The sequence below is a fragment of the Sphingomonas sp. BE123 genome (genome assembly GCF_031456015.1).
Taxonomy (GTDB): Bacteria; Pseudomonadota; Alphaproteobacteria; order Sphingomonadales; family Sphingomonadaceae; genus Sphingomonas.
The window spans coordinates 216,293-238,297 of sequence record NZ_JAVDTW010000002.1 but is presented as its reverse complement, the minus strand read 5'-3'; the positions used below and the strand labels follow the sequence as shown (position 1 = coordinate 238,297).

The window sequence follows — 22,005 nt, the reverse complement described above, 5'->3', positions numbered from 1 at the left end:
CCCAACCCTCTCCCCTGAAGGGGAGAGGGCTATTGAGGTTCAGCCCGCCTTGGCGGTGGCGTAGGCCCAGTCGAGCCACGGACCGAGCGCTTCGATATCGGCGGTGTCGACCGTCGCGCCGCACCAGATGCGCAGGCCCGCCGGGGCATCGCGATAGCCAGCGACGTCATAGGCGGCGTGCTCCGCCTCGAGCAGCGACGCGAACTTCTTGATGAAGGCTTCGTCAGCACCCTCAACGGTCAGGCACACGCTGGTGGTCGAGCGGATCGTGTCGTCCGCAGCCAGATTGCCCAGCCAGTCGCGTTCCGCGACCAGCTTCTGCAGCGCCGCCGCATTCGCGTCGCTGCGTGCGATCAGGCCATCGAGCCCGCCGAGCGACTTGGCCCATTCGAGCGCGAAGATCGCATCCTCCACCGCCAGCATGCTCGGCGTATTGATCGTCTCGCCCTTGAACACACCCTCGGCCAGCTTGCCCTTGGCCATCAGGCGGAACACCTTGGGCAGCGGCCAGGCGGGGGTGTAGGTTTCGAGGCGCTCGACGGCGCGCGGGCCGAGGATCAGGACGCCATGGCCGCCTTCGCCGCCCAGCACCTTCTGCCAGCTGAAGGTCGCGACGTCGATCTTGTCCCACGGCAGGTCGTAGGCGAACACCGCGCTGGTCGAATCGGCGAAGGTCAGGCCCTCGCGGTCGTCGGGGATCCAGTCGCCGTTCGGAACGCGCACGCCGCTGGTGGTGCCGTTCCAGGTGAACAGCACATCGGTCGACCAGTCGATCTGTGTCAGGTCGGGCAGCTGGCCATAGTCGGCACGGATGATTGTCGGATCGAGCTTCAGCTGCTTGGCCGCGTCGGTGACCCAGCCTTCACCGAACGACTCCCACGCCAGCGTGGTGACGCCGCGCGCGCCGAGCATGGTCCACATCGCCATTTCGAACGCGCCGGTGTCGGAACCGGGAACGATGCCGATGCGGTGCGTGTCGGGCAGGCGCAGCATCTCACGCATCAGATCGATGCAATATTGGAGGCGGGTCTTGCCGAGCTTCGAGCGGTGCGAGCGTCCAAGGACCTCGGTCGCGAGCTTCGATGCGTCCCAGCCTGGAGGCTTGGCGCAGGGACCCGAAGAGAAATGGGGGCGAGCCGGCTTGGTGGCGGGCTTGGCGATGGACGCAATTCCGGCGTCGGCGGCAGTCAGATCAGTCATGTCAGTCTCTCCTCGCAGAGAGCACGCGCGGCGTTGGGACCGCGTGGCCCGTCGGCGGCCCTAACGATGGGGGGCGGTAAGTCAAGCAAAGAGCGGTATCGGATGAGACGGGGTGTTTTCGGGCGGGGCGGATAAGCCAGGGTTAACCATAATGGGTTAGAGCGGTGGGCATGGTCATGCGTGTTCTTCTGGCCCTGTCCCTGCCGCTGCTGCTCGCCGGATGCCTGTTCGGCGGCGGCGATGATCGCGCACCGGCCCGTACGCCGGTCCGCCCGGATCCGCGCGGTCCGGTGACGCTCGACCTGCCGACCAGCCGCGAAACGCAGCAATGCCATGCCGATCTGTCGCGCGCGCAGGTGCGGTTCAGCCCGCTGCCCGACCGCGACTATGGCGGCGGGTGCAGGGTTGTCGGCGCAGTGCAACTGATCGATGTCGGCATTCCGGTGTCGGGGTTGAAGGCGATGCGCTGTCCGCTGGCACGCAATTTCGTCGCGTGGATGCGCCACGCCGCGGTCCCCGCCGCACGCGAAATCCTGGGTGGCGAACTGGTGCGGGTCGAATCCTATGGCACCTATGCCTGCCGGGGCATTGTCGGCGGCAGCGCGGCGTCGTCGCTGAAAGTCTCCGAACATGGCTTTGGCAATGCGGTCGATGTCGCAGCATTCGTGTTGCGCGACGGGCGCAGGATCAGCGTGCTTGGCGCGTGGCGCGGGGGGAGTGCCGAGGAGCGGGAGTTCCTGCGCGCTGTCCACCGTTCGGCCTGCCGTCGCTTCACCACGGTCCTGGGCCCCGACTACAACAGCGCGCACGCCAATCACTTTCATTTCGACCTGGGCGGCAAACCGTTCTGCCGCTGACGCACGGCGCTTTGCCTAGCGATCGAAAGCCGCTAATCCCGCTGCGATGACAGACCAGAAAGTGCCGTCGCGCGTCTTTGCTCGCGCGAGCCAGGATGCGGAGACTGCGCGGACCGCGCTCTCCACGCCCCAGACCGAACACCCGGCCTACCGCCTTGCCTTTCAGGACATGGAGTTCCTGCTGCGTGAGGATCTGCGCCCGGTACGTTTCCAGCTCGAGTTGCTGAAACCCAGCCTGTTGATGGACGAGGCGAAGATTGCCTCGCTGTTCGTCATCTATGGGTCCGCGCGCATTCCCGAACCGGCCAAGGCGCGAGCGCTGCTCGACCTCGCCACCGACGATCAGTCGCGCCGGATCGCCGAACGGCTGATCGAGAAGTCGAAATATTATGAGGTGGCGCGCGAACTGGCGGGGCTCGCCAGCTGCTATCCGCTCGACGAAAATGGCGATCGCCATTTTGTCGTCACCTCGGGCGGCGGTCCCTCGATCATGGAGGCTGCGAATCGCGGTGCGGCGGAGCAGGGCTGCGAGTCGGTCGGGCTCAACATCGTGCTGCCGCATGAGCAGGCGCCCAATCCCTATGTGACCCCGTCGCTCAGTTTCCAGTTCCACTATTTCGCGCTGCGCAAGATGCATTTCCTGCTGCGCGCGCGCGCGGTGGCGGTGTTCCCCGGCGGGTTCGGCACCTTCGACGAATCCTTCGAGTTGCTGACGCTGATCCAGACCGGCAAGATCGCGCCGATCCCGGTGCTGTTCTACGGCAAGGAGTTCTGGACCCGCGTCGTGAATTTCGAGGCGCTGGTGGAGGAAGGCGTGATCAGCCCGCGCGACCTCAATCTCTTCCACTTCTGCGAAACCGCGCAGGAAGGCTGGGACATCGTCCAGAAATTCTGGGAAGATCGAGAAGGATAACAAAAAAGGGCGGTCCGACGGGCCGCCCTTTCTGCATTGGACCGGTCTGGCCGGATTATTCCTTCTTCGCCGCTTCGACCGCTGCCGCCGGATCGACCGACGGTGCACCCGGCGCCGGGGTTCCGGCATTGCCCAGCTCGGTCGGGGTGATGGCATTGTCGCCCGCTTCCTCGCCGCCTTCGGCCGGCGCCGCTTCGGGCGCCGGGAGCGGGAGGTTGGACCCCTGTGCGTTCATGTACGCGATGACGTTGGCACGCTCCTGCGGGTCGGACAGGCCGGCAAAGGTCATCTTGGTGCCGGCAGCATATTTGCGCGGCGACGCGAGCCAGGCGTCCATCGCCTCGAACGTCCAGTTGCCGGGCACGGCCTTCAGCGCGTCGGAATAGGCAAAACCGGCGACATGGCCGTGCGGCTTGCCCAGCGAAGCCCACAGATTCGGACCGACGCCATTGGCGCCGCCCTGAGTGATCGAATGACACGCCGCGCACTTGGCGAACGATGCCTGGCCCTTGGCGACATCGGCCTTGGCCAGTCGGTTGGCGATCGGTTCGACCGCAGCGGCGCCGCCGCCGCCTTCGCCACCATCGGCGCTCTCGACCGGATAACCCTGCTTCACGGGATCTTCGCTGTGATAGATCATGCCGCTGGCGATCGACAGGCCCAGCGCCGAGGCACAGCCGAACAGGACCCAGCCTGCGATCGTGTTCATGCGATTGTCCATGTGTGCCTGTCCGCCCCGTGTTGATCTTGGCCGGGTTCTTTAGTCGGGCCTTTTGCGCACCGCAACCCGGGCTTGCCGCAAGTTGATCGCGCGGTTACGCGCGCGCCGATGGACAATTTCGCTGCCCCCGCCCGCCCGATCGTCGAACGGATGACGCAGGCCGCCTCTGCGGAACCGCGCCGCGCGGTCGCCTTTCAGGGCGCACCGGGCGCAAATTCGCACATGGCGGCGCTGGAAGCGATGCCGACCGGCCTCCCGCTGCCATGCTTCAGCTTCGAGGATGCGATCGACGCGGTGCGCGACGGGCGCGCCGACTGCGCGATGATCCCGATCGAAAATTCGCTGCATGGCCGCGTTGCCGACATCCATTTCCTGCTGCCCGAATCGGGGCTGGTGATCATCGGCGAGCATTTCCTTCCCATTCGCTATGCGCTGATGGGGCTGGGCAGCCGCGCCGGGGTGCGTCAGGCGATGAGCCACCCGCAGGCGCTGGGCCAGTGCCGCCACTGGCTGAAGGCGCAGGGAATCGCGCCGCTCTCCTATCCCGACACCGCTGGTGCAGCCGCCGTCGTCGCGGAACTGGGCGATCCGCAGGTCGCCGCGCTCGCCCCGCCGGGCGCCGCGCCGCTCTATGGCCTGACCGTGTTCGACAGCGACGTCGCCGATGCCGACCACAATATGACCCGCTTCGTCATGCTGGCGCGCAGTGCGCCGCCGCTGCGCGACCATGGGCCGTACATGACCACGTTCGTGTTCGAGGTGAAGAACATCCCCGCCGCGCTGTACAAGGCGCTGGGCGGCTTTGCGACCAATGGCGTCAACATGACCAAGCTGGAAAGCTACCAGCGCGGCGGCAGCTTCGCGGCGACCGAATTCTATTGCGACATCGTCGGGCGCCCCGGGGACGCGCCGGTCGACCGCGCGCTGGAGGAGCTGAAGTTCCACACCAAGTCGGTTCGGATGCTCGGCACCTATCCTCAGGCGCGCGCGCGACCGGAGTAACTCGATTCAGTTAGGCGGCACCAGCCCGCTCCCGCTTCAGCGAAGCAGGCAAAGACTCTACCGCTCGCGCGTCGCCATGAACTTCACCCTGGCGTAGCGGTCGGCGATATAGCCGACTTCCCACGCCGATTTGGCGAGGAAGACCGGATTGCCGTCGCGGTCCTTGGCCATGGCGGTGCGGTTCAGGTCCATGAATTCCTTCAGGTCCGCTGCCTCGCCCCCGACCCAGCGCGCCGTGTCGAACGGTGCGGGTTCAAGGACCGCGCCGACCTTGTACTCGGCGTCGAGGCGGCTGAGCAGCACTTCGAGCTGAAGCTGGCCGACCACGCCGATGATCCAGTTCGACCCGATTTCGGGGTAGAAGACCTGAATTACGCCTTCTTCCGACAGATCGTCGAGCGCCTTGCGCAGCTGCTTGGTCTTGGTCGGGTCCTTGAGCACCACGCGGCGCAGGATTTCCGGCGCGAAATTGGGCAGGCCGGTGAAGCGCACGCCTGGCTTTTCGCTCAGCGTATCGCCAACGCGCAGCGTGCCGTGGTTGGGGATGCCGATGATGTCGCCCGGAAACGCCTCGTCCGCCAGTTCGCGCTGCTGAGCGAAGAACATGATCGGCGAATGGATCGCGATCGGCTTGCCATGGCCGCTGGGCGTCAGCTTCATGCCGCGCTTGAATGTCCCCGACACCAGCCGAATGAACGCGATGCGGTCGCGGTGGTTGGGGTCCATGTTCGCCTGAACCTTGAACACAAAGCCGGTGACTTCGGGATTGTCCGGCGCGACCGGCGCGGGCTCGGCGGGCAGGGCATGCGGCGGCGGCGCGTGGCGGGCGATCGCGTCGATCAGCGAATCGACCCCGAATTCCTTGAGCGCCGACCCGAAATAAACCGGGGTCAGGTCGCCATTGCGATAGGCATCACCGTCGAACGTCGCGTAGCCGGCGAGGCCCAGCTCCGCTTCCTCGCGGACCTTCGCCAGCGTCTGCGCCGAGATCAGTGAATCGAGCTGGGGATCGTCGAGCCCGCTGGTCTGCACCACCTTGCCCTGAAACTCGCGGCTGTCGCCCTCGGGCAGCAGCAGGCGATGGTCGACCAGGTCGTAAATCCCTTCGAACTGCCCGCCCATGCCGACCGGCCAGGTCATCGGTGCGACGTCGAGCGCGAGCAGATCGGCGATCTCGTCGAGAATCTCGAACATCTCGCGGCCTTCGCGGTCGACCTTGTTGACGAAGGTGATGATCGGCACGTTGCGCAACCGGCACACTTCGAACAGCTTGCGCGTCTGGCTCTCGATACCCTTGGCCGCGTCGATCACCATCACGGCGGAGTCGACCGCGGTCAGCGTGCGATAGGTATCCTCGGAAAAGTCCTCGTGGCCCGGCGTGTCGAGCAGGTTGAAGGTCACCCCGTCGCGCTCGAACGTCATCACCGACGACGTCACCGAAATGCCGCGCTGCTGCTCGATTTTCATCCAGTCCGACCGCGCGCGCCGCGCCTGGCCGCGCGCCTTGACCTCGCCGGCAAGGTGGATCGCGCCGCCGAACAGCAGCAGCTTTTCGGTCAGCGTGGTCTTGCCGGCGTCAGGGTGGGAGATGATCGCAAAGGTGCGGCGATCGGGAATCACATTGTCGGGCATCGCGGCCCCCTAGCGGGTCGCGGCGGCGCCGTCACCTCCTGCGATCCTCACCCTTCGCGATGCACCGCGAAACCGGCGAAGTCCTGATTGACCGGCATCAGCTCAAGCCGGTTGATGTTGAGATGCGGCGGCAGCGTCGCGACCCAGAGCAAGGTGTCGGCGATATCTTCCGCCGTCATCGGATGGACGCCGGCATAAAGCCGGTCCGATGCCTGCTTGTCGCCGCCGGTGCGCACGGTCATGAACTCGGTCTCGACCATGCCCGGTTCGATCGAGGTGACGCGCACACCGGTGCCGTGCAGATCGGCGCGCAGCGCGAGGCTGAAGTGATTCACGAACGCCTTGGTCCCGGCATAGACATTGCCCGCGGGATAGACATAGCTCCCCGCGACCGACCCCAGGTTGATGATCGCGCCCTTTCGCTCGATCAGCATCGGCAGCAGCTTGTGCGTGATCGACATCATCGCGGTGACGTTGGTGTCGACCATCGTCTTCCAGTTATCGAGATCGGCCTGCTGCGCCTTCTCGAGGCCCCGCGCGAGCCCGGCATTGTTGATCAGCAGGTCGATGGCGGCGAACGGCTCGGGCAACGACGCCAGCGCCGCGTCGCGCGCCGCCTCGTCGCGAATATCGAATTCGAGCGTGTGGACGCTGTCGCTCTGCAGCGCCGCCAGCCGGTCCGCGCGGCGCCCTGTCGCGACGACATGCCAGCCCGACTCGGCAAAGGCATGCACCGCCGCCTCGCCAATCCCTGCCGTGGCGCCGGTGATAAGTACGGTGGGCATGAACGGTCTCCTTGAACGATGGAAGGATCAGGCGGGGTCGATCGGGACCTGTACGCCATCGGCGTCGATGACGGCCACGCTGTCCTGCAACTCTCCCGCGCCGGCCTGATGCATGGCAATCCGGGTCAGCGCATCACGTGCGGCGGCCATTGCCTCGGCGCGCGTGGCGAAACGGCCAAGGCCATATTCCTCGCGTGCAAAAGTGTCGATGCCGACCACCCGCCACATGCGCGCCGCGTCAGCCACGCAGGCTCGCGCCCAGTTTCGCCGCTGCCGCGACGACCTTGTCCGCCACCGCCTTGATCTCGGCGTCTGTGAAGCTTTTCTCGCCCGGTTGCAGCGTCACTTCGACCGCGAGGCTCTTCTTGCCGTCCTCGACGCCCGCGCCGGTGAACAGGTCGAACAGCCGCGCATCGGTGATCACCGCCTTGTCCGCGCCCTTGACCGCACGGACAAGATCGCCCGCCGCCAGGGTGCCTGGCACGATGAACGCGAAGTCGCGCGTCACCGCCTGCAGCGCCGGGGGCGTGTAGGCGGGGCGGGCGAAGCCCGTCGCGCGCTTGGCGGGGATCGCGTCGAGGAAAATCTCGACCGCGGCGACCGGGCCGTCGAGGTCGAAGCGCTTGGTCAGGCTCGGGTGGAGCATGCCGAATGCGGCGAGCACCGTTTTCGGGCCCAGCCGCAGCGTCGCCGACTGGCCGGGGTGCCAGGCCGAACCCGCTTCACCCATGACCTGAAGGTTGCCGACCGGCGCACCGGCCGCTTCGAGCAGCGCCAGCGCTTCACCCTTGGCGTCGAACGCACCGAAGGGCTGCGCCTTGCCATTCGCCCAGCCGCGCGGGCTGCGGTCGCCGGCGAGCAGCACGGTGAGGGTCAGCCTCTCGCCGCCGGCCAGATAACGGCGGCCGAGTTCGAACAGGCGCACGCTCGTCGCGCCGCGCTTCACATTGCGCGCCGCCGCCATCATCAGGCCCGGCAGCAGCGAGGGGCGCATGACCTTGAGGTCTTCGCTGATCGGATTGGCGAGCGTCCATGCGCCGCCGCCGACCGCTTGCGCCTCGCTCTCGGAGATGAAGCTCCACGTCACCGCCTCGTTCAGGCCGCGTGCGGCGGCGGTGCGGCGGATGCGGCGCTCCAGTTTCTGTTCGGGCGTTGCCGTCGGCTTGGCGACGCCGGGCGCGCGGGGCAGGGGGGTGGAGGGGACCTTGTCGATCCCCTCGATCCGGATCACTTCCTCGACTAGATCGGCGGGACCGTCGACGTCACGGCGCCAGCTCGGTGCGGTGACGCGGAAGCCGTCGCACGTGTCGGTCAGCTCGCACGGATCGCCGTTGGCATCCAGCGGCTGGACGGTGAAGCCGAGCGATTCGAGGATGTCCTTCTGGCGCTCCGCCGGGATCGCCAGCCCGCCCAGCGTTTCGGCGAGCTTGGGGTCATAGCCCAGGATCGCCCCGACCCGCGGTGGCTGGCCCGCGCGCGTCACGTCGCTCGCAGTACCACCGCACAGCGCCAGCACCAGCCGCGTGGCGATCGCCAGCCCCTCATCGAGAAACTCGGGGTCGACCCCGCGCTCGAACCGGGTGCGCGCATCGCTGGTCAGCATCAGCTTCTGCCCGGTGCGGGCGATATGCGCGGGATCGAAATAGGCGCATTCGATCAGCACGTCGGTGGTGGTGTCGCTGCACCCCGAATGCTCGCCGCCCATGATGCCGCCGATATCGTGCACGGCGGCATCGTCTGCGATCACGGTCATGCTCTCGTCCAGCGCATAGCTCTTGCCGTTGAGCGCCAGCACCGCTTCGCCCGCCTTGGCCCGGCGCGCGATCAGCCCGCCGCTGAGCGTCGCCATGTCATAGACATGGAGCGGACGGCCAAGGCCCAGCATCACGAAATTGGTGATGTCGACCAGCGCGCTGATCGGTTTTTGCCCGACCGCCTTCAACCGGCGTTGCAGCCAGTCGGGCGACGGCCCGTTGCGGACCCCGCGCACGCTCTGCGCGTAAAATGCAGGGCAACCCTCACTATCCTCGGTACGCACATCCGGCCCGGCGCCCTGCGGATCGATTGCGGGCAACGCGGCGACCACCGCGTCGAGCGGCTTCAACGTGCCAAGGCCCGCAGCGGCGAGGTCGCGCGCAATCCCGCGCACGCCCATGCAGTCCTGCCGGTTCGGGGTGATCGACACATCGATCACCGGATCGTCGAGCCCGGCATAGTCCGGGAATGCTGTGCCGACCGGCGCATCCTCGGGCAATTCGATGATGCCGTCATGATCGTCGCCCAGCTCCAGTTCGCGGCTGGAACACATCATGCCGTTCGATTCGACCCCGCGCACGGCGGCGACCTTCAGCACCATCCCGTTGGCGGGCACGGTCGCGCCGGGCAGGCCGAGCACGCCGACCAGCCCCGCGCGGGCATTGGGCGCGCCGCACACGATCTGCAGCGGTTCGCCGTTGTTGACCTCCGGGCCGGCATCGACGGTCAGCACCTGCAGCTTGTCCGCCTGCGGATGCCGCTCGGCGGTCAGCACGCGCGCGATCTTGAACGCGGCGAGCGCCGCGCCAGGATTCTCCACACCCTCGACCTCATGCCCGATGCGGTTGAGGCAATCGAGGATCGCGGTCAGGTCGGCGTCGGTGTCGAGATGCTCCTTGAGCCAGCTCAGCGTGAACTTCATGCCCCGACTCCCCCCGAAAGCGTGGGTACGTCGAGCGCCGCGAAGCCGTAATGCTTCAGCCAGCGCAGATCGCCGTCGAAGAATGCGCGCAAATCATCCATCCCATATTTGAGCATCGCGAGGCGATCGACCCCGGTGCCAAAGGCAAAGCCCTGCCATTCATCCGGGTCGAGCCCGCAGGCTTCGATCACCCGGCGATGCACCATGCCGCTGCCCAGCACTTCCATCCAGCCGCCGCCCTCGGCATCGCCGCTGCCGCCGATCACGCGCTTGCCATTGATCCACGTGAAACCGACGTCCACTTCGGCGCTCGGCTCGGTGAACGGGAAATAGCTCGGGCGCAGGCGCAGCACGATGTCGTCGCGCTCGAAATAGGCTTTCAGGAAGGTCTCCAGCGTCCATTTGAGGTGGCCGAGCGTGATCCCCTTGTCGATCACCAGCCCCTCGATCTGGTGGAACATCGGCGTATGCGTCGCGTCGCTGTCGCTGCGATAGACGCGGCCCGGCGCGATGATGCGGATCGGCGGCTGTTGCGACGTCATCGTGCGGATCTGCACGGGACTCGTGTGCGTGCGCAGCACCATCGGCCGTTCATGCTCGCCGGCGAGGTAGAAGGTGTCGTGCATCGCCCGCGCCGGATGCGTTTCCGGGATGTTGAGCGCGGTGAAATTGTGCCAGTCGTCCTCGATCTCGGGCCCCGTCGCGACGGCAAAGCCCATGTCGGCGAAGATTTCGGCGAGCTCGTCCATCACCTGGCTGATCGGGTGAACCGTGCCGGCCGCGACGCCATCGACCGGCAACGTCATGTCGAGCGTCTCGCTGGCGAGTTTCGCCTCGAGCGCCGCGCCTTCGAGCGCCGCCTTGCGCGCCGCAATCGCCTCGGTCACCGCCTCGCGCAGGCCATGGATGCGCGGGCCGGTTTCCTGCCGCTCCTCGGGGCTCATGCCGCCCAGCGTCTTGAGCAGGCCGGTGACGGCGCCCTGCTTCCCCAGCGCATGGACGCGCAACGCCTCCAGCGCATCGACGCCGGTGGCCGCGTCGATCGCGGCGAGAAGGTCTGCCTTGAGTTGGTCGAGATCGGTCATCGCAATTCCGTTCAATGGTCTAGTGGCCCGAACCGCAGTCGGGCGCGAAGGTCAAGCCCGGCTGCCGAGCAAAGCGACGCCGAACGCGATGAACACGCCACCGGTGACGCGGTTGAACAGCCTTTGCCGGCTGGCCGGCGCGAGCCACGCGGCGAGCGAGCGGCCGCCCAGCGCATACATGCTGAACCAAAAGGCCTCGATCACCGCAAAGCTGGCGATCAGGATGGTCAGCTGGGATGCAAAGGGTGCGTTCGTATTGATGAACTGCGGGAACAGCGCGGCGGCAAAGATGATCAGCTTGGGATTGGAAAAGCCGGTGCCGAGCCCGGTGCCGAACATCGCGAGCAGCGAGGGCGGGGCGGGCCTCTCCGCCGTTGCATCGCCGCCCGCGACCGGCGCGCGCCACGCCTTGATCCCCAGCCAGACGAGATAGCCGACCCCGGCGTAACGCAGCGCATCGAACAGCATCGGCGATGCCTTGAGCAACGCGCCCAATCCTGCGGCCGACGCCAGCAGGCACAGCATGTTCGCGGTCATCAGCCCCAGCATCGACGCGACCGACCGGCGCGCGCCGTGATGGATGCTCTGCACCATGACGTGGAGCATGTTCGGCCCCGGCGTCGCGGAGATCAGGAACACGGCGGTGACATAGAGCCACCAGGTCTGGAGCGTCATGGGGCAGTCCTTGCTCGGTCAAGAAAAAGGGCGCCGGTGGATGGTCCACCGGCGCCCCGATTCGTTCGGTCGCTACAGGCTGCCTCAGGCGGCCTGGGGCAGCGCCGCCTTCGCCTGCGCGATGATGGCGGTAAACGCCTCACCTTCGTGCATCGCGATGTCGGCCAGGACCTTCCGGTCCAGTTCGATGCCGGCGAGCTTGAGGCCATGCATGAACTGCGAATAGGTCAGGCCCTCGGCGCGGACGCCGGCGTTGATGCGCTGGATCCACAGGGCGCGGAAGCTGCGCTTCTTAACCTTGCGGTCGCGATAGGCGTACTGGCCGGCCTTTTCGACGGCCTGGCGCGCGATGCGGATGGTGTTCTTGCGACGGCCATAATAGCCCTTCGCCTGATCCAAAATCCGCTTATGCTTCGCCTTCGTGGTCGTACCACGCTTAACACGTGCCATGGTCTGCTACTCCTTACTTGAGGCCGTAGGGCGCCCAGAGGCGCACATGGCCGGCATCAGCTTCGGACAGGACCGACGTGCCGCGGTTGGTGCGAATATACTTCGCGTTATGGCTGCTCAGGCGGTGACGCTTGCCGGCGACGCCGTGCTTCACCTTGCCCGTTGCGGTGAATTTGAAGCGCTTCTTCACACCGCTCTTGGTCTTCATCTTGGGCATTTTCGTCTCCTTTTACGCGCGACGATCACGAACAGCCCCGGCAGCCCTTGTTAGCCGGGCGGTTCCCCTGAATCGCGGAAAGGCGGGCCGATAGTCGGTTTGAGTCGGTTTTGCAACCGCCTGAGGTGCTAGCGTGCGGCCAGCTGCAGGATCCAGTCACGCTGAGCCTCTGTGTCCGGCACGCGGGTGCCACGCGCAAGCGAGATCTGTTCAATGGCAAGCGCGGGTGCGACACCCCGGCGAACCAGCATGGCGGCAGCGACGATGGCTGAACGCCCGATGCCGGCACGGCAATGAATAGCTAGCGGCGCGCTGTCGGTTGCCATCTCTTGGATAAACGCGTCGAAGGCGCGGGAATCGCTCGGCAGTCCGCGATCGGGGATCGGGAGCGACAGAAATCGGATGCCCGCTGCCGCGCAAAGTGCGGGTTCGTCGGCCAAGCCCAGGTCGTCGATCTCGTGACGCTCCAACAGACTGACGACCGTAGCGATTCCGGCGCTGCGCCAATGGGCGATTTCATCCTCGAGCCAGTCGCCCGCCCGTGGCCGCGCCATGATCGCCAGACGGGGCTGGGCCGATTCGATCCAGTAGATGTCCGAAGCCATTCGAGCCCTGTTCAATGTCCGCGGCAGGCCAGCGCCTCCACGATTTCCTCGATTCGCGCCGGATCGCCCGCCGCGATCACCTCGCCCGTGCTGCCCGCGTGCAGCGGATCGCCCTGCCAGTCGCACATGCGCCCGCCCGCGCCCTCGACCACCGGCACCAGTGCGGCAAAATCGTGCAGCTTCAGCCCCGCCTCGATCACCAGGTCGAGATGCCCCGACGCGACCAGCCCGTAATTATAGCAGTCACCGCCCAGCACGGTGCTCATCACCGCCGAATCGACATGCTCGAACGCATGGAGCTGGCCGTCGGTGAACAGGGCAGGAGAGGTGGTGGCGAGCAGCGCCTGCGACAGTTCGCGGCACCTGCGCGCCTGCGCCGGCTTGCCGTTGAACAGCGTCGGTCGCCCGGTCACGCCCAGCCAGCGTTCGCCGATGATCGGCTGGTCGATGATGCCAAGCACCGGCCAGCCATCCTCCAGCAATGCGATCAGCGTGCCGAAGATCGGCCGCCCGACAATGAAGCTGCGCGTCCCGTCGATCGGATCGAGCACCCAGGTGCGCCCGCTCGATCCGCTGCGCTCCTCCTCTTCCTCCCCGATAATGCCGTCCATCGGACGATCGGCGACGATCAGCCGCCGCATCGCCGCCTCCGCTGCCTTGTCGGCCAGCGTCACGGGCGAGGCATCGTCCTTGGTCTCAAGGCCGTATTCGGCGCGGAAAAAGGGGCGGATCGCTGCGCCCGCCGCGTCGGCGAGGCGGTGGGCGAGGTCGATATCGGCTTGGGATACTGGCATCCGCCCCGCCTAGCGGGGGAGGGGCACCGGCTTCAAGCGCAACCGGTCCTGCGCAGCCCTGTCGACGCTAGAACGGCAGCCAGCGCCGCTTTTCGCTGAACTTCATATATCCGACATTGGCCCCTGCCCGCCAACCGACGCCGAGCCGCACCGGGATCAGCACCACATCGCCCCGGCGCAGATAGGTGGCCGAGAAGCCACCGACGAAATAGAGCCGACCCTCGCCCGCCGGGAAGCGTTCATACAGTTCCTGGCTGTCATAGAGATTGTAGACGAGCACGAAGACCTTGTTCGCGTCGCCGCCGACGTCGAACCCGATCGAGGGGCCGGTCCAGTACACGTCGCGCTCGCCCTCCACCGCATGGACCATCTTGCCCGATCCATAGCGCAGGCCGACCACCAGTGCGCCCGATCCTTCGGATCCGGCGATATAGGCGTTGGGCTCGCCCTGATCCTTCAGAATGTCCTCGATCAGCGAAGCCAGGCCGGTTGCGCCCTTGCCGAACACATTCTCCGCCTCCGACACCAGGCGGACGCGGTCGAAGGTCACCGGCGCTTCGGGCTTGGGCAGCGCGGCGCCCGCCTGCGGCAGCGTCTGGCCGGCGGGCGGTGAGGCGGGTGCCGGGCCGGGATCCTGTTGCGGTGCTTCATAGGGGGCGCCGGGATCGACCCGCTCGTCCTGGGTGCCCGAATCGGCCGGAATCGCGGTCTGCGGGCGATCAAGGTCGGCGTCGATCGCGGTATCGGGATCGATCGTCCGCACCTGGGCAAGCGCGGGGGTAGCGGCAAGCGCGGGCAGTGCCATCGCCATCCCGATCCAGAACATCATCCGTCGCATCTTTGCCCTCCCATGGCACGCCTCTATCCCGGCGGATGCCGGCGCGGCAATGAACCGGCGATGACTCGACTCGATTTCACGCCCGGCCGCTGCAAAACCGGTTATTGATCGCGGGCCCAGGCCTCGCTATAGCGCCCGCTCGCCGCAGGCATCCGGAGACGTGGGTGAGTGGCTGAAACCAACGCTTTGCTAAAGCGTCGTACGGGGAACCGTACCGAGGGTTCGAATCCCTCCGTCTCCGCCATTTGCCCGCCTGCATCCCCCGTTACGCCCGGTTTCGGCTTAGGCCCTGTGTGTCAGACGCGCTGGGTGTCGCGCACTGTGTAACGATGTGCGCCGTTCGCTAGCCGCAGCATCCCCCGATCGGGCGCCTGTAAAATGCCGGTTGCGAATGGCTTGCGCCATGCCCAAAAGCGCAGTGCAGGAGTTGCGCTGGGGGTATCTGCGTTGCGCATCGGACATTTCACTGTCGCGCCGGGCGGCCCGCTGTTGGTGGTCGCCGGGCCATGCGTGATCGAGAGCGCCGACCATGCGCTGGGCGTCGCCGAAGCGCTGGCGGCGATCGGCGTGCGGCTGAACCTCCCCGTCATCTTCAAGAGCAGTTTCGACAAGGCCAATCGCACCTCCGGCGCCAGCCCGCGCGGGCCGGGGCTCGACGAAGGGCTGGCGGTACTCGCCCAGGTGCGGGCGGCAACCGGCCTTCCCGTGCTGACCGACGTGCACGAAACGGCACAGGTCGCGGCGGTGGCCGAAGTGGCCGATGTGATCCAGATCCCGGCCTTTCTCTCGCGCCAGACCGATCTGCTCCGCGCCGCCGGCGCGACCGGGCGCGTGGTCAATATCAAAAAGGGCCAGTTCATGGCGGCCGAGGACATGGTCCATGCCGCCGCCAAGGTGCGCGATGCGCTGCCTGCCGGCTGCGCGGCGCCCGATCACGTCATGCTGACCGAGCGCGGGACGAGTTTCGGCTATCACGATCTGATCGTCGACATGCGCAGCCTGGGCATGATGCGCGCGACCGGCCTGCCGACGCTGTTCGACGCATCGCATTCGGTGCAGCGCCCGGGGGGCGCCAATGGCCAGTCGGGCGGCGCGCGCGAGTGGATCCCGCTGCTGGCACGCGCGGCGGCGGCGGCGGGGATTGGCGGACTGTTCATCGAGACGCATCCCGATCCCGCCCGTGCCTGGTCCGATAGCGCGACCGTCTGGCCGCTCGACCGGCTTGAAGCGCTGCTCGCCGATGTCGCGCGGATTCACGATCTGGTTCGCGAAGCCGGGATGGCCGATGGCTAGTCTCGCCTGCGCCCTGCTGGAGGATGGCGTGGCGGATGACGCGGTTGCGCGGGTAGAGCCCGTGACGGCTGCCCGTACCGCGCGCCATTTCCTGTTTCTGCAGGGGTTGCCGGGCCCGTTCTTCCGACGGCTGGGTGCCGCGCTGCGGGACGAGGGAGCGCTGGTGTCGCGGATCAATTTCAACGGCGGCGACTGGCTCGACTGGCCCGGCCCGGGCGCCATCGCCTATCGCGGCACGCCCGCCGACTGGCCACGCTGGCTGGAGGGCTTTGTCGACGACCGGCGGATCACCGACATCATCGTCTTCGGCGACCTGCGCCCGATCCACCGCGCCGCGCGCGTGCTCGCCGACCGGCGCGGCCTTGGCTTCGTGACCTTTGAAGAGGGCTATCTGCGCCCCAACCATGTCACGATGGAGCGGGGCGGGGTGAACGGCCACTCGTCCTTCCCGCGATCGCTGCACGCTGTACGCCTGATTGCAGATCGCGCCGGGGCGCTTGGCGAGGCGGTTCCGGTCGAGAACCGGTTCCGGCGGCGCGCCGGCGAAGCCACGCTCTATTACGCCGCGACGCATGCGGCCGCGCCGATCTTCCGCCATTATCGCACCCATCGCCATGCTTCCCCGCTGCGCGAGGGCGCGGCGTGGGTGCGGCGATACGCACGGCGCTGGGCCGAGCGTCGCGCAAGCCGCGATGCGCTTGCAGGGCTGGCCGGTCGGCCCTTCTTCCTGTTTCCGCTCCAGCTTGAGGGCGATGCGCAGATCACCGCTCACTCGCCCTTTGCGTCGATGCGCGATGCCGTCGTGCAGGTGCTCGACGCATTCCGGAACGCGCCGCCGGACGTGGCGCTGCTGGTCAAGCAACACCCGCTCGATCCCGATGTCGACAATTGGCGCGGCTTCGTCACCGATCGCGCTGCCACGCTTGGGCTGAGCGATCGCGTGGCCTTTATCGAGCGGTTCGATCTGATGCCGCTGCTCCGCGTCGCACGCGGGGTGGTGACCGTGAACAGCAGCGTTGGCCCGCTCGCGCTGGCGGCGGGGGTTCCGGTCAAGGTGCTGGGGACGGCGATCTACGACGTGCCGGGGGTGACCGCAGCGGTGCCGCTCGACGCATTCTGGCGCGCGCCGCCGCCGGTCGATACCGGAGCGTTCGATATTTTCTGCCGCGCGTTGCGCGCCAAATCGCTGATCAATGGCGGGTTTCATAGCGAGGCGGCGCTCGACCTGCTGGTGCGCAATGCGGTCGCCCGGTTGCGTGACCGGTGAACGCGCCGCTCGCCCTTGATCGCGCGGCGGGCGCGCGCGAAGTCTTGGCGCCGCGCTGCGTAACGCTCGACGTCACCCGGCTGTTGCGGCGGGCGGGTTGCGCCACACCGACCGGGATCGACCGGGTCGAGCTGGCCTATGCGCGTGCGCTCCTGGCGCTGCCGACTGCGCGATTCGAGGCGATGCTGCCGGGGCTCGGCCGCATGGATTATGCGCGTCCTGCGCTGGCCAGGCTGGTTGCACGGTTTGAGCAGAGGTGGGCGGAGGGCCTGCCGCCCGGTCCCGGCCCGGTTGCACAGGCGTGGGCCGGGCTTCGCGTCCGCCCGCGCAGCGACTCGGGCGCCGTCAGGCTGATCGTGTCGCACCAGCATCTCGACCGGCTGGACCGGCACCGCGCGCGACGTGGCGAGAAACTCTGCATCTATCTCCATGACGCGATTCCTGCGCAGTTTCCGGAATATGCGCGCCCGGGCGGGGCGGAGCGGCACCGGCGGCGGCTGCGCAACGCCGCGCGCTGTGCCGATGCGATCCTGGTCAATTCGCAGGCGACGGCGCGCGCGGTCGCGCCCTATCTCGCCGACGCTGCGCGTCAGCCGCCGCTGATCGTCGCGCCGCTCGGGATCGAACCCTGTTGGACGCGCCGTCCCGGTGCGGTCGCGGCAAGCCCGCCCTATTTCCTGTGCGTCGGCACGATCGAGCCGCGCAAGAACCATTTGCTGCTGCTCCAGATCTGGCGCGCGATGGCCGAGCGGGCGCCCGACGCCACGCCCCGGCTGGTGCTGGCCGGGCGGCGCGGGTGGGAGAATGAGCAGGTGCTCGACCTGCTCGATCGCTGCCCGGCGCTGCGCGGCCATGTCGTCGAAGCCGGGCGAGTCGGCGATGCTGCGCTGGCCGAGCTGATTGCCGGCGCACGCGCGGTGCTGATGCCCAGCTTTGCGGAAGGCTTCGGACTGCCCGTGGCCGAGGCGCTGGCCGCCGGCGTTCCGGTGATCGCCAGCGACTTGCCCGCGCTGCGCGAGACAGGCGGGGATGTGCCCGACTATCTCGACCCGCTCGACGGCCTCGGCTGGATGGCGGCGGTGCAAGACTATGCGCGCATGGATTCTCCGATGCGCGCCGCGCAGATGGGGCGGATGACCCGTTGGTCAGCGCCGAGCTGGGACGCGCATTTCGCGCAAGTCCTGCCGTTTTTGGGTGCGCTGTGACCCCCGCGTCGTTCCGGGCTGCGCTGCGGGTGCAGGGCAATGTCATCGGGGCGCTGATCCTGCGCGAGCTGCATACCCGCTTCGGTCGCGCCAATATCGGCTATCTGTGGCTGTTCGCGGAGCCGATGCTGCTCGCGGTGGCGGTCGCGCTGCTGCATGCCAATCACGACCTGCCGATCGCCGGGGGCATCCGTCCGATCCCGTTCGCCATCGCGGGCTATGGGCTGTTCATCATGTTCCGCTCGGTCGTGTCGCGCGCCGAATCGGTGCTTGAGGCCAATCGCCCGCTGCTCCACCATCGCCCGGTGACCCTTGCCGACATGCTGATCGCGCGCATGGCGCTGGAGGCGGTGAGCACGATCGTGATGCTGGTCGTGCTGCTCGGCGGGGCCTGGGCGCTGGGCCTTGCCGATCCGCCGGCGCGGCCCGAGGCATTGGCAGGGGCGGTGGCGCTGATGTGCTGGTTTTCCTTCGGCCTGTCGCTGATCGTCACCACCGCCAGCCACCAGTCGCCGATGATCGGACGCCTGATCCACCCGTTGCTCTATCTCTCGCTGCCCCTGTCGGGCGCGTTCTTTGCGCTGTCCTGGTTCCCGCAGGGGGTGCGCGACCTGCTCGTCTGGGTTCCGACGGTGCATATCTTCGAACTGCTCAAGGTCGGACAGTTCGAGCCGTTCGACTCGCGCTGGATCGATCTGCCCTATGTCGTCGGCTGGTGCGGCGCGCTGACGCTGATCGGGCTGTTTGGCCTCAACCATGTGCGCGCGCGCATCGAACTCTCCTGATATCGGAACCCCATGACTCGCACCGACGCCAATGATCCGATTGCAGGGGCCGCACCCAAAGACCGGTCGGTCTCGCTGTTCGACCGCGCCCGCGCGCACCCGTTCATCCTGCTGGTGATCGTGCCGACGCTGGTCGCAGCGCTCTACCTGTTCACGATCGCCAGTGCGCAATATCGCTCGGAAGCGCAGTTCGTGGTGCGGGGGCTCGAGCCGCAGCCCGCGCCGGCGAGCGGGGTCGGGCAATTGCTCGGCCTCTCCGCCAGCCTGTCGCCGGGGCAGCAGGAGGCGCAGAGCATCCGCGAATATCTGCGCTCGCACGACGCGGTCCGCGCGCTGCGTGGGGAGGGGGTCGACCTGGTCGCCATCTATCGCCGACCCGGCACCGATCCGCTGTCGCGGCTGTGGAGCCCGGCCCCGCGCGCGGAGACGTTGCTCGATTTCTACCGCGACCATGTCGACGTGATTTACGATCCCGACGACAATATCACCCGCCTGTCGGTGCGCGCGTTCGACCCCGCCGATGCGCAGCGTATCGCCCGCGCGCTGCTCGCGCTGGGGGAAAAGCGGGTCAACGCGTACAATGCCCGGCTGTTCGACGCCTCGCTGCGCGTCGCATCGGGCGAGTCGCAGCGCGCGCAGGACGAACTGGAATCGATTCAGCGCCAGCTCGGCGGGTTTCGCGAGCGCGAGCGCGACCTTGACCCCGCCGCAACCGGCGCGGGCGGCGCGCGTCAGATCGAGGAGCAGCAGGCGCGGCTCGATCGCGCCGCCGCCACGCTCGCCGACATGCGCGGCAAGCTCAGCCCGAACAGCCCGCAGGTGCGCGCGATGGCGGCGCAGGTCGCGGCGGCCTCCGCCGCGCTCGAGGCTGCCCGCGCGCGCCAGACCGGTCAGCCCGAGGCGGTTGCCGGACGGCTCGGCGAATATGAGGAATTGCGGCTGCAGCAGGAGTTCGCGGCGAAGCGCTATGAGGCAGCGCGCGCCCGGCTCGAACAGGCGCGTACCCGCGCCGCGAACGAGCAGCTGTTCATCGTCGCAGTGGTCGAACCCAATCTTCCCGAAAAGCCCGCGCTGCCGAAGCCTCTTCGTACGACATTGCTGATCCTGATCGGCCTTAGCGTGGCGTACGGAATCGGCTGGATGCTGATTGCCGGGGTGCGCGAGCATCGGAGTTGATGGGGCGGGCGGCGCGCTAGAAATGCTGCTCCAGCGCGCCCTCGATCGTGTCGTAGAAGGTCAGTCGCCCCGCGCTCAGCGTCGCGCCGCTGGTGCAATAGGCGCGCAGCGTGTGCGGATCGTGCGACACCATCACCAGCGTGCCCCGCTCGCGCCGTTCCATCAGCGCGGCGTGGCAGCGCGCGCGGAAGCGTTCGTCCCCGGCGGCGGTGATCTCGTCGACCAGATAACAGTCGAAATCGACCGCGAGCGACGCGGCAAAGGCCAGCCGCGCGTTCATCCCCGCCGAATAGGTGCGGATCGGCATGTCGAGATAGCTGCCAAGCTCCGCAAATTCCTCGACAAATCCGAGCACCGCATCGACCGGGCGACCATAGACGCGCGCGATGAAGCGGACATTGTCGGCGCCGGTCAGGCTGCTCTGGAAGCTGCTGGCATAGCCAAGCGGCCAGGACACCGACATGTGCCGCTCGACCGTCCCCGAACTCGGCCGTTCCACCCCCGCGATCAGGCGCAGCAGCGTCGACTTGCCCGCGCCATTATGCCCGCAAATGCCCAGCGCCTCGCCCCGCCCGATGGTGAAGCTCGCCTCCTCGAGCACGCGGTGCTGCCCGCGCCGCGTGCGATAGGTCTTGCTCACGCGGTCGAACCGAATCATCGCGCGACGATAGGCAAGCGCGCGGTCGGAGCACAGGGGTGAACCGCATCGCGATCGATCGGCGTGCAGTGCGCTGGCGGGAGGGGACGGGGATCGCGCGCTATCGTGCCGGGCTGGCCGACGCGCTCGCCCGCTTGCCGGTTGCGGTCGAGCCGATCGGCGATGGCGGCGATACGGCGGCCCGGCCCGGCTGGCGCGACGTGCCGCGCATCCTGCACGGACGACCGGCCGGGCTGCGCACTGGAACAGGCTGGCTGATCCCCGACCTCTACCGCCTTGCCCAGCGCCGCTTCACCGCGACCGGCGCGCTGACGCGGATCATCCTGCGCGATCCCCCGGCAATCGTTCACTGGTCACACCCGATGCCGATCCATGTCGCGGGGGCCGCGAACCTGTACACCGTCCATGACCTGATCCCGCTGACCGATCCGGAGCTGACTGCGATTCCCGCCGCACGTCAGCGCCGACTGCTCGGTCGGCTGTCACAGGTCGCGGCGCAGTTTGTCACCGTCTCCGAAAGCACGGCGAGCGATCTGCGCGCGCTGGTCCCGAATGCCGGGGAGCGGGTCACGTGCTGCTATCAGGCGGTCGACCCCGGACCGACCGGGGCGCTTGCGCCTGGCCTGGTGCCCGGCGCCTATCTGCCCACCATCGGACGGGTCGAATCGCGCAAGAATATCGAAGCGCTGCTGCATGCGCATTGCCGCGCTGGCACCGGGCTGCCGTTGGTCATCGCCGGGCCGGACGGCCACTGGCGCGACGCTGGCGAGCGCCGCCGGGTCGCCGCGCTGCTCGCCGCGCCCGATGTGATCCGGCTTGGCTGGCAGGACGATGCCGCGATCGCCGCGCTGATCGCCAATGCCCGCGCGCTGCTGATGCCATCGCTCGCCGAAGGCTTCGGGCTGCCGGTGGTCGAGGCGATGGCACTGGGCGTCCCCGCGCTCGCCAGCGGCACGGGCGCGGCGGCCGAGATTGCGGGCGACGGCGCGTTGCTGGTCGATCCGCGCGATGCCCCCGCGCTTGCCGACGCGATCGGCCGGATCGCAAGCGACAGCAATCTGCGCGCGGCCCTGGTCACGGCGGGGCGCGCGCGGGCTGCCGACTTCACCGCCGAACGCTTCGCCGCGCGGCTGGCGGCGCTTTACGAACGGCTTTGGTGAGTTATGAGGG

The 22,005-nt window shown here is 67.7% G+C and carries 23 protein-coding genes and 1 tRNA gene; 10 read left to right on the top strand and 14 right to left on the bottom strand.

Annotated features, from left to right (window positions below; genetic code table 11):
- Positions 1-39: 39 nt before the first annotated feature.
- The gene (locus J2Y54_RS09325; RefSeq protein ID WP_310039000.1) at positions 40-1,200 is read right to left on the bottom strand and encodes a phosphoserine transaminase; all 1,161 of its coding nucleotides are present in this window, start codon (positions 1,198-1,200) and stop codon (positions 40-42) included.
- A gap of 176 nt (positions 1,201-1,376) precedes the next feature.
- Between J2Y54_RS09325 and J2Y54_RS09320 the strand changes: the two genes are divergently transcribed.
- Positions 1,377-2,057, top strand: a complete 681-nt coding sequence (locus tag J2Y54_RS09320) for an extensin family protein (protein WP_310038998.1) — start codon at positions 1,377-1,379, stop codon at positions 2,055-2,057.
- A gap of 46 nt (positions 2,058-2,103) precedes the next feature.
- A complete protein-coding gene (locus J2Y54_RS09315; RefSeq protein WP_310038995.1) occupies positions 2,104-2,970 on the top strand; it encodes an LOG family protein in 867 nt (288 codons plus the stop codon).
- Positions 2,971-3,025: 55 nt separating this feature from the next.
- On the opposite strand, the gene J2Y54_RS09310 is transcribed toward J2Y54_RS09315, so the two are convergent.
- The gene (locus J2Y54_RS09310) at positions 3,026-3,691 is read right to left on the bottom strand and encodes a cytochrome c family protein (protein ID WP_310038992.1); all 666 of its coding nucleotides are present in this window, start codon (positions 3,689-3,691) and stop codon (positions 3,026-3,028) included.
- A gap of 108 nt (positions 3,692-3,799) precedes the next feature.
- Here J2Y54_RS09310 and J2Y54_RS09305 point away from each other — a divergent pair, with 108 nt between their 5' ends.
- A complete protein-coding gene (locus tag J2Y54_RS09305; RefSeq protein ID WP_310038989.1) occupies positions 3,800-4,693 on the top strand; it encodes a prephenate dehydratase in 894 nt (297 codons plus the stop codon).
- Between the two features lie 57 nt (positions 4,694-4,750).
- Here the strand turns inward: J2Y54_RS09305 and J2Y54_RS09300 are convergent, their stop codons facing one another.
- From J2Y54_RS09300 to J2Y54_RS09250, 11 genes are all read right to left on the bottom strand, one after another.
- On the bottom strand, positions 4,751-6,325 hold the full coding sequence (locus J2Y54_RS09300; RefSeq protein WP_310038986.1) for a peptide chain release factor 3: 1,575 nt from the start codon (positions 6,323-6,325) through the stop codon (positions 4,751-4,753).
- A gap of 47 nt (positions 6,326-6,372) precedes the next feature.
- On the bottom strand, positions 6,373-7,110 hold the full coding sequence (locus tag J2Y54_RS09295; RefSeq protein ID WP_310038985.1) for an SDR family NAD(P)-dependent oxidoreductase: 738 nt from the start codon (positions 7,108-7,110) through the stop codon (positions 6,373-6,375).
- 27 nt (positions 7,111-7,137) lie between these two features.
- A complete protein-coding gene (locus J2Y54_RS09290) occupies positions 7,138-7,356 on the bottom strand; it encodes a hypothetical protein (protein ID WP_310038982.1) in 219 nt (72 codons plus the stop codon).
- Entirely contained in the window at positions 7,349-9,787 is a 2,439-nt protein-coding gene (pheT, locus tag J2Y54_RS09285; protein ID WP_310038979.1) for a phenylalanine--tRNA ligase subunit beta, read from the bottom strand. Before pheT ends, J2Y54_RS09290 begins: the two co-directional genes overlap by 8 nt.
- Positions 9,784-10,872 (bottom strand): phenylalanine--tRNA ligase subunit alpha, encoded by a 1,089-nt coding sequence (gene pheS, locus J2Y54_RS09280; RefSeq protein ID WP_310038977.1) that lies wholly within the window; start codon positions 10,870-10,872, stop codon positions 9,784-9,786. Before pheS ends, pheT begins: the two co-directional genes overlap by 4 nt.
- A gap of 51 nt (positions 10,873-10,923) precedes the next feature.
- Complete coding sequence (locus J2Y54_RS09275; protein WP_310038975.1) at positions 10,924-11,547, bottom strand: LysE family translocator; 624 nt, start codon at positions 11,545-11,547, stop codon at positions 10,924-10,926.
- 84 nt (positions 11,548-11,631) lie between these two features.
- Complete coding sequence (gene rplT / locus J2Y54_RS09270) at positions 11,632-11,997, bottom strand: 50S ribosomal protein L20 (protein ID WP_010543146.1); 366 nt, start codon at positions 11,995-11,997, stop codon at positions 11,632-11,634.
- 13 nt (positions 11,998-12,010) lie between these two features.
- Positions 12,011-12,214, bottom strand: coding sequence for a 50S ribosomal protein L35 (gene rpmI, locus J2Y54_RS09265; protein WP_066581118.1), 204 nt, complete (start codon positions 12,212-12,214; stop codon positions 12,011-12,013).
- Between the two features lie 128 nt (positions 12,215-12,342).
- The gene (locus J2Y54_RS09260; RefSeq protein ID WP_310038971.1) at positions 12,343-12,819 is read right to left on the bottom strand and encodes a protein-tyrosine phosphatase family protein; all 477 of its coding nucleotides are present in this window, start codon (positions 12,817-12,819) and stop codon (positions 12,343-12,345) included.
- An 11-nt stretch (positions 12,820-12,830) separates the two neighbouring features.
- On the bottom strand, positions 12,831-13,613 hold the full coding sequence (gene hisN, locus J2Y54_RS09255) for a histidinol-phosphatase (RefSeq protein ID WP_310038968.1): 783 nt from the start codon (positions 13,611-13,613) through the stop codon (positions 12,831-12,833).
- Between the two features lie 67 nt (positions 13,614-13,680).
- Positions 13,681-14,451 (bottom strand): DUF1134 domain-containing protein, encoded by a 771-nt coding sequence (locus tag J2Y54_RS09250; protein WP_310038967.1) that lies wholly within the window; start codon positions 14,449-14,451, stop codon positions 13,681-13,683.
- A gap of 154 nt (positions 14,452-14,605) precedes the next feature.
- Between J2Y54_RS09250 and J2Y54_RS09245 the strand changes: the two genes are divergently transcribed.
- From J2Y54_RS09245 to J2Y54_RS09220, 6 genes are all read left to right on the top strand, one after another.
- Positions 14,606-14,695: transfer RNA gene (locus J2Y54_RS09245), tRNA-Ser, on the top strand.
- 203 nt (positions 14,696-14,898) lie between these two features.
- Entirely contained in the window at positions 14,899-15,744 is an 846-nt protein-coding gene (gene kdsA / locus J2Y54_RS09240; protein WP_310038965.1) for a 3-deoxy-8-phosphooctulonate synthase, read from the top strand.
- On the top strand, positions 15,737-17,011 hold the full coding sequence (locus J2Y54_RS09235) for a capsular biosynthesis protein (RefSeq protein WP_310038964.1): 1,275 nt from the start codon (positions 15,737-15,739) through the stop codon (positions 17,009-17,011). The genes kdsA and J2Y54_RS09235 overlap by 8 nt, the downstream gene beginning before the upstream one ends.
- The gene (locus J2Y54_RS09230) at positions 17,008-18,216 is read left to right on the top strand and encodes a glycosyltransferase family 1 protein (protein ID WP_310038963.1); all 1,209 of its coding nucleotides are present in this window, start codon (positions 17,008-17,010) and stop codon (positions 18,214-18,216) included. Before J2Y54_RS09235 ends, J2Y54_RS09230 begins: the two co-directional genes overlap by 4 nt.
- Positions 18,213-19,001, top strand: coding sequence for an ABC transporter permease (locus tag J2Y54_RS09225; protein WP_310038961.1), 789 nt, complete (start codon positions 18,213-18,215; stop codon positions 18,999-19,001). Before J2Y54_RS09230 ends, J2Y54_RS09225 begins: the two co-directional genes overlap by 4 nt.
- Before the next feature lie 12 nt (positions 19,002-19,013).
- Positions 19,014-20,177, top strand: a complete 1,164-nt coding sequence (locus J2Y54_RS09220) for a lipopolysaccharide biosynthesis protein (RefSeq protein ID WP_310038959.1) — start codon at positions 19,014-19,016, stop codon at positions 20,175-20,177.
- 16 nt (positions 20,178-20,193) lie between these two features.
- On the opposite strand, the gene J2Y54_RS09215 is transcribed toward J2Y54_RS09220, so the two are convergent.
- Positions 20,194-20,835, bottom strand: coding sequence for an ABC transporter ATP-binding protein (locus tag J2Y54_RS09215; RefSeq protein ID WP_310038958.1), 642 nt, complete (start codon positions 20,833-20,835; stop codon positions 20,194-20,196).
- 38 nt (positions 20,836-20,873) lie between these two features.
- Between J2Y54_RS09215 and J2Y54_RS09210 the strand changes: the two genes are divergently transcribed.
- Positions 20,874-21,995 carry a glycosyltransferase family 1 protein gene (locus J2Y54_RS09210; RefSeq protein ID WP_310038955.1) on the top strand — a complete coding sequence of 374 codons (1,122 nt, stop codon included), beginning with the start codon at positions 20,874-20,876 and terminating at the stop codon, positions 21,993-21,995.
- The last annotated feature ends 10 nt before the right edge of the window (positions 21,996-22,005 follow it).

What these genes read in the sequence shown, in the direction of transcription:
- J2Y54_RS09300 (WP_310038986.1), bottom strand. Translation starts at nt 6,325, where the DNA reads ATGCCCGACAATGTGATTCCCGATCGCCGCACCTTTGCGATCATCTCC.
- J2Y54_RS09275 (WP_310038975.1), bottom strand. Translation starts at nt 11,547, where the DNA reads ATGACGCTCCAGACCTGGTGGCTCTATGTCACCGCCGTGTTCCTGATC.
- J2Y54_RS09220 (WP_310038959.1), top strand. Translation starts at nt 19,014, where the DNA reads ATGACTCGCACCGACGCCAATGATCCGATTGCAGGGGCCGCACCCAAA.
- J2Y54_RS09260 (WP_310038971.1), bottom strand. Translation starts at nt 12,819, where the DNA reads ATGGCTTCGGACATCTACTGGATCGAATCGGCCCAGCCCCGTCTGGCG.
- pheT (WP_310038979.1), bottom strand. Translation starts at nt 9,787, where the DNA reads ATGAAGTTCACGCTGAGCTGGCTCAAGGAGCATCTCGACACCGACGCC.
- J2Y54_RS09235 (WP_310038964.1), top strand. Translation starts at nt 15,737, where the DNA reads ATGGCTAGTCTCGCCTGCGCCCTGCTGGAGGATGGCGTGGCGGATGAC.
- J2Y54_RS09325 (WP_310039000.1), bottom strand. Translation starts at nt 1,200, where the DNA reads ATGACTGATCTGACTGCCGCCGACGCCGGAATTGCGTCCATCGCCAAG.
- J2Y54_RS09295 (WP_310038985.1), bottom strand. Translation starts at nt 7,110, where the DNA reads ATGCCCACCGTACTTATCACCGGCGCCACGGCAGGGATTGGCGAGGCG.
- hisN (WP_310038968.1), bottom strand. Translation starts at nt 13,613, where the DNA reads ATGCCAGTATCCCAAGCCGATATCGACCTCGCCCACCGCCTCGCCGAC.
- J2Y54_RS09315 (WP_310038995.1), top strand. Translation starts at nt 2,104, where the DNA reads ATGACAGACCAGAAAGTGCCGTCGCGCGTCTTTGCTCGCGCGAGCCAG.
- J2Y54_RS09320 (WP_310038998.1), top strand. Translation starts at nt 1,377, where the DNA reads ATGCGTGTTCTTCTGGCCCTGTCCCTGCCGCTGCTGCTCGCCGGATGC.
- rpmI (WP_066581118.1), bottom strand. Translation starts at nt 12,214, where the DNA reads ATGCCCAAGATGAAGACCAAGAGCGGTGTGAAGAAGCGCTTCAAATTC.
- J2Y54_RS09310 (WP_310038992.1), bottom strand. Translation starts at nt 3,691, where the DNA reads ATGGACAATCGCATGAACACGATCGCAGGCTGGGTCCTGTTCGGCTGT.
- J2Y54_RS09215 (WP_310038958.1), bottom strand. Translation starts at nt 20,835, where the DNA reads ATGATTCGGTTCGACCGCGTGAGCAAGACCTATCGCACGCGGCGCGGG.
- J2Y54_RS09250 (WP_310038967.1), bottom strand. Translation starts at nt 14,451, where the DNA reads ATGCGACGGATGATGTTCTGGATCGGGATGGCGATGGCACTGCCCGCG.
- rplT (WP_010543146.1), bottom strand. Translation starts at nt 11,997, where the DNA reads ATGGCACGTGTTAAGCGTGGTACGACCACGAAGGCGAAGCATAAGCGG.
- J2Y54_RS09305 (WP_310038989.1), top strand. Translation starts at nt 3,800, where the DNA reads ATGGACAATTTCGCTGCCCCCGCCCGCCCGATCGTCGAACGGATGACG.
- pheS (WP_310038977.1), bottom strand. Translation starts at nt 10,872, where the DNA reads ATGACCGATCTCGACCAACTCAAGGCAGACCTTCTCGCCGCGATCGAC.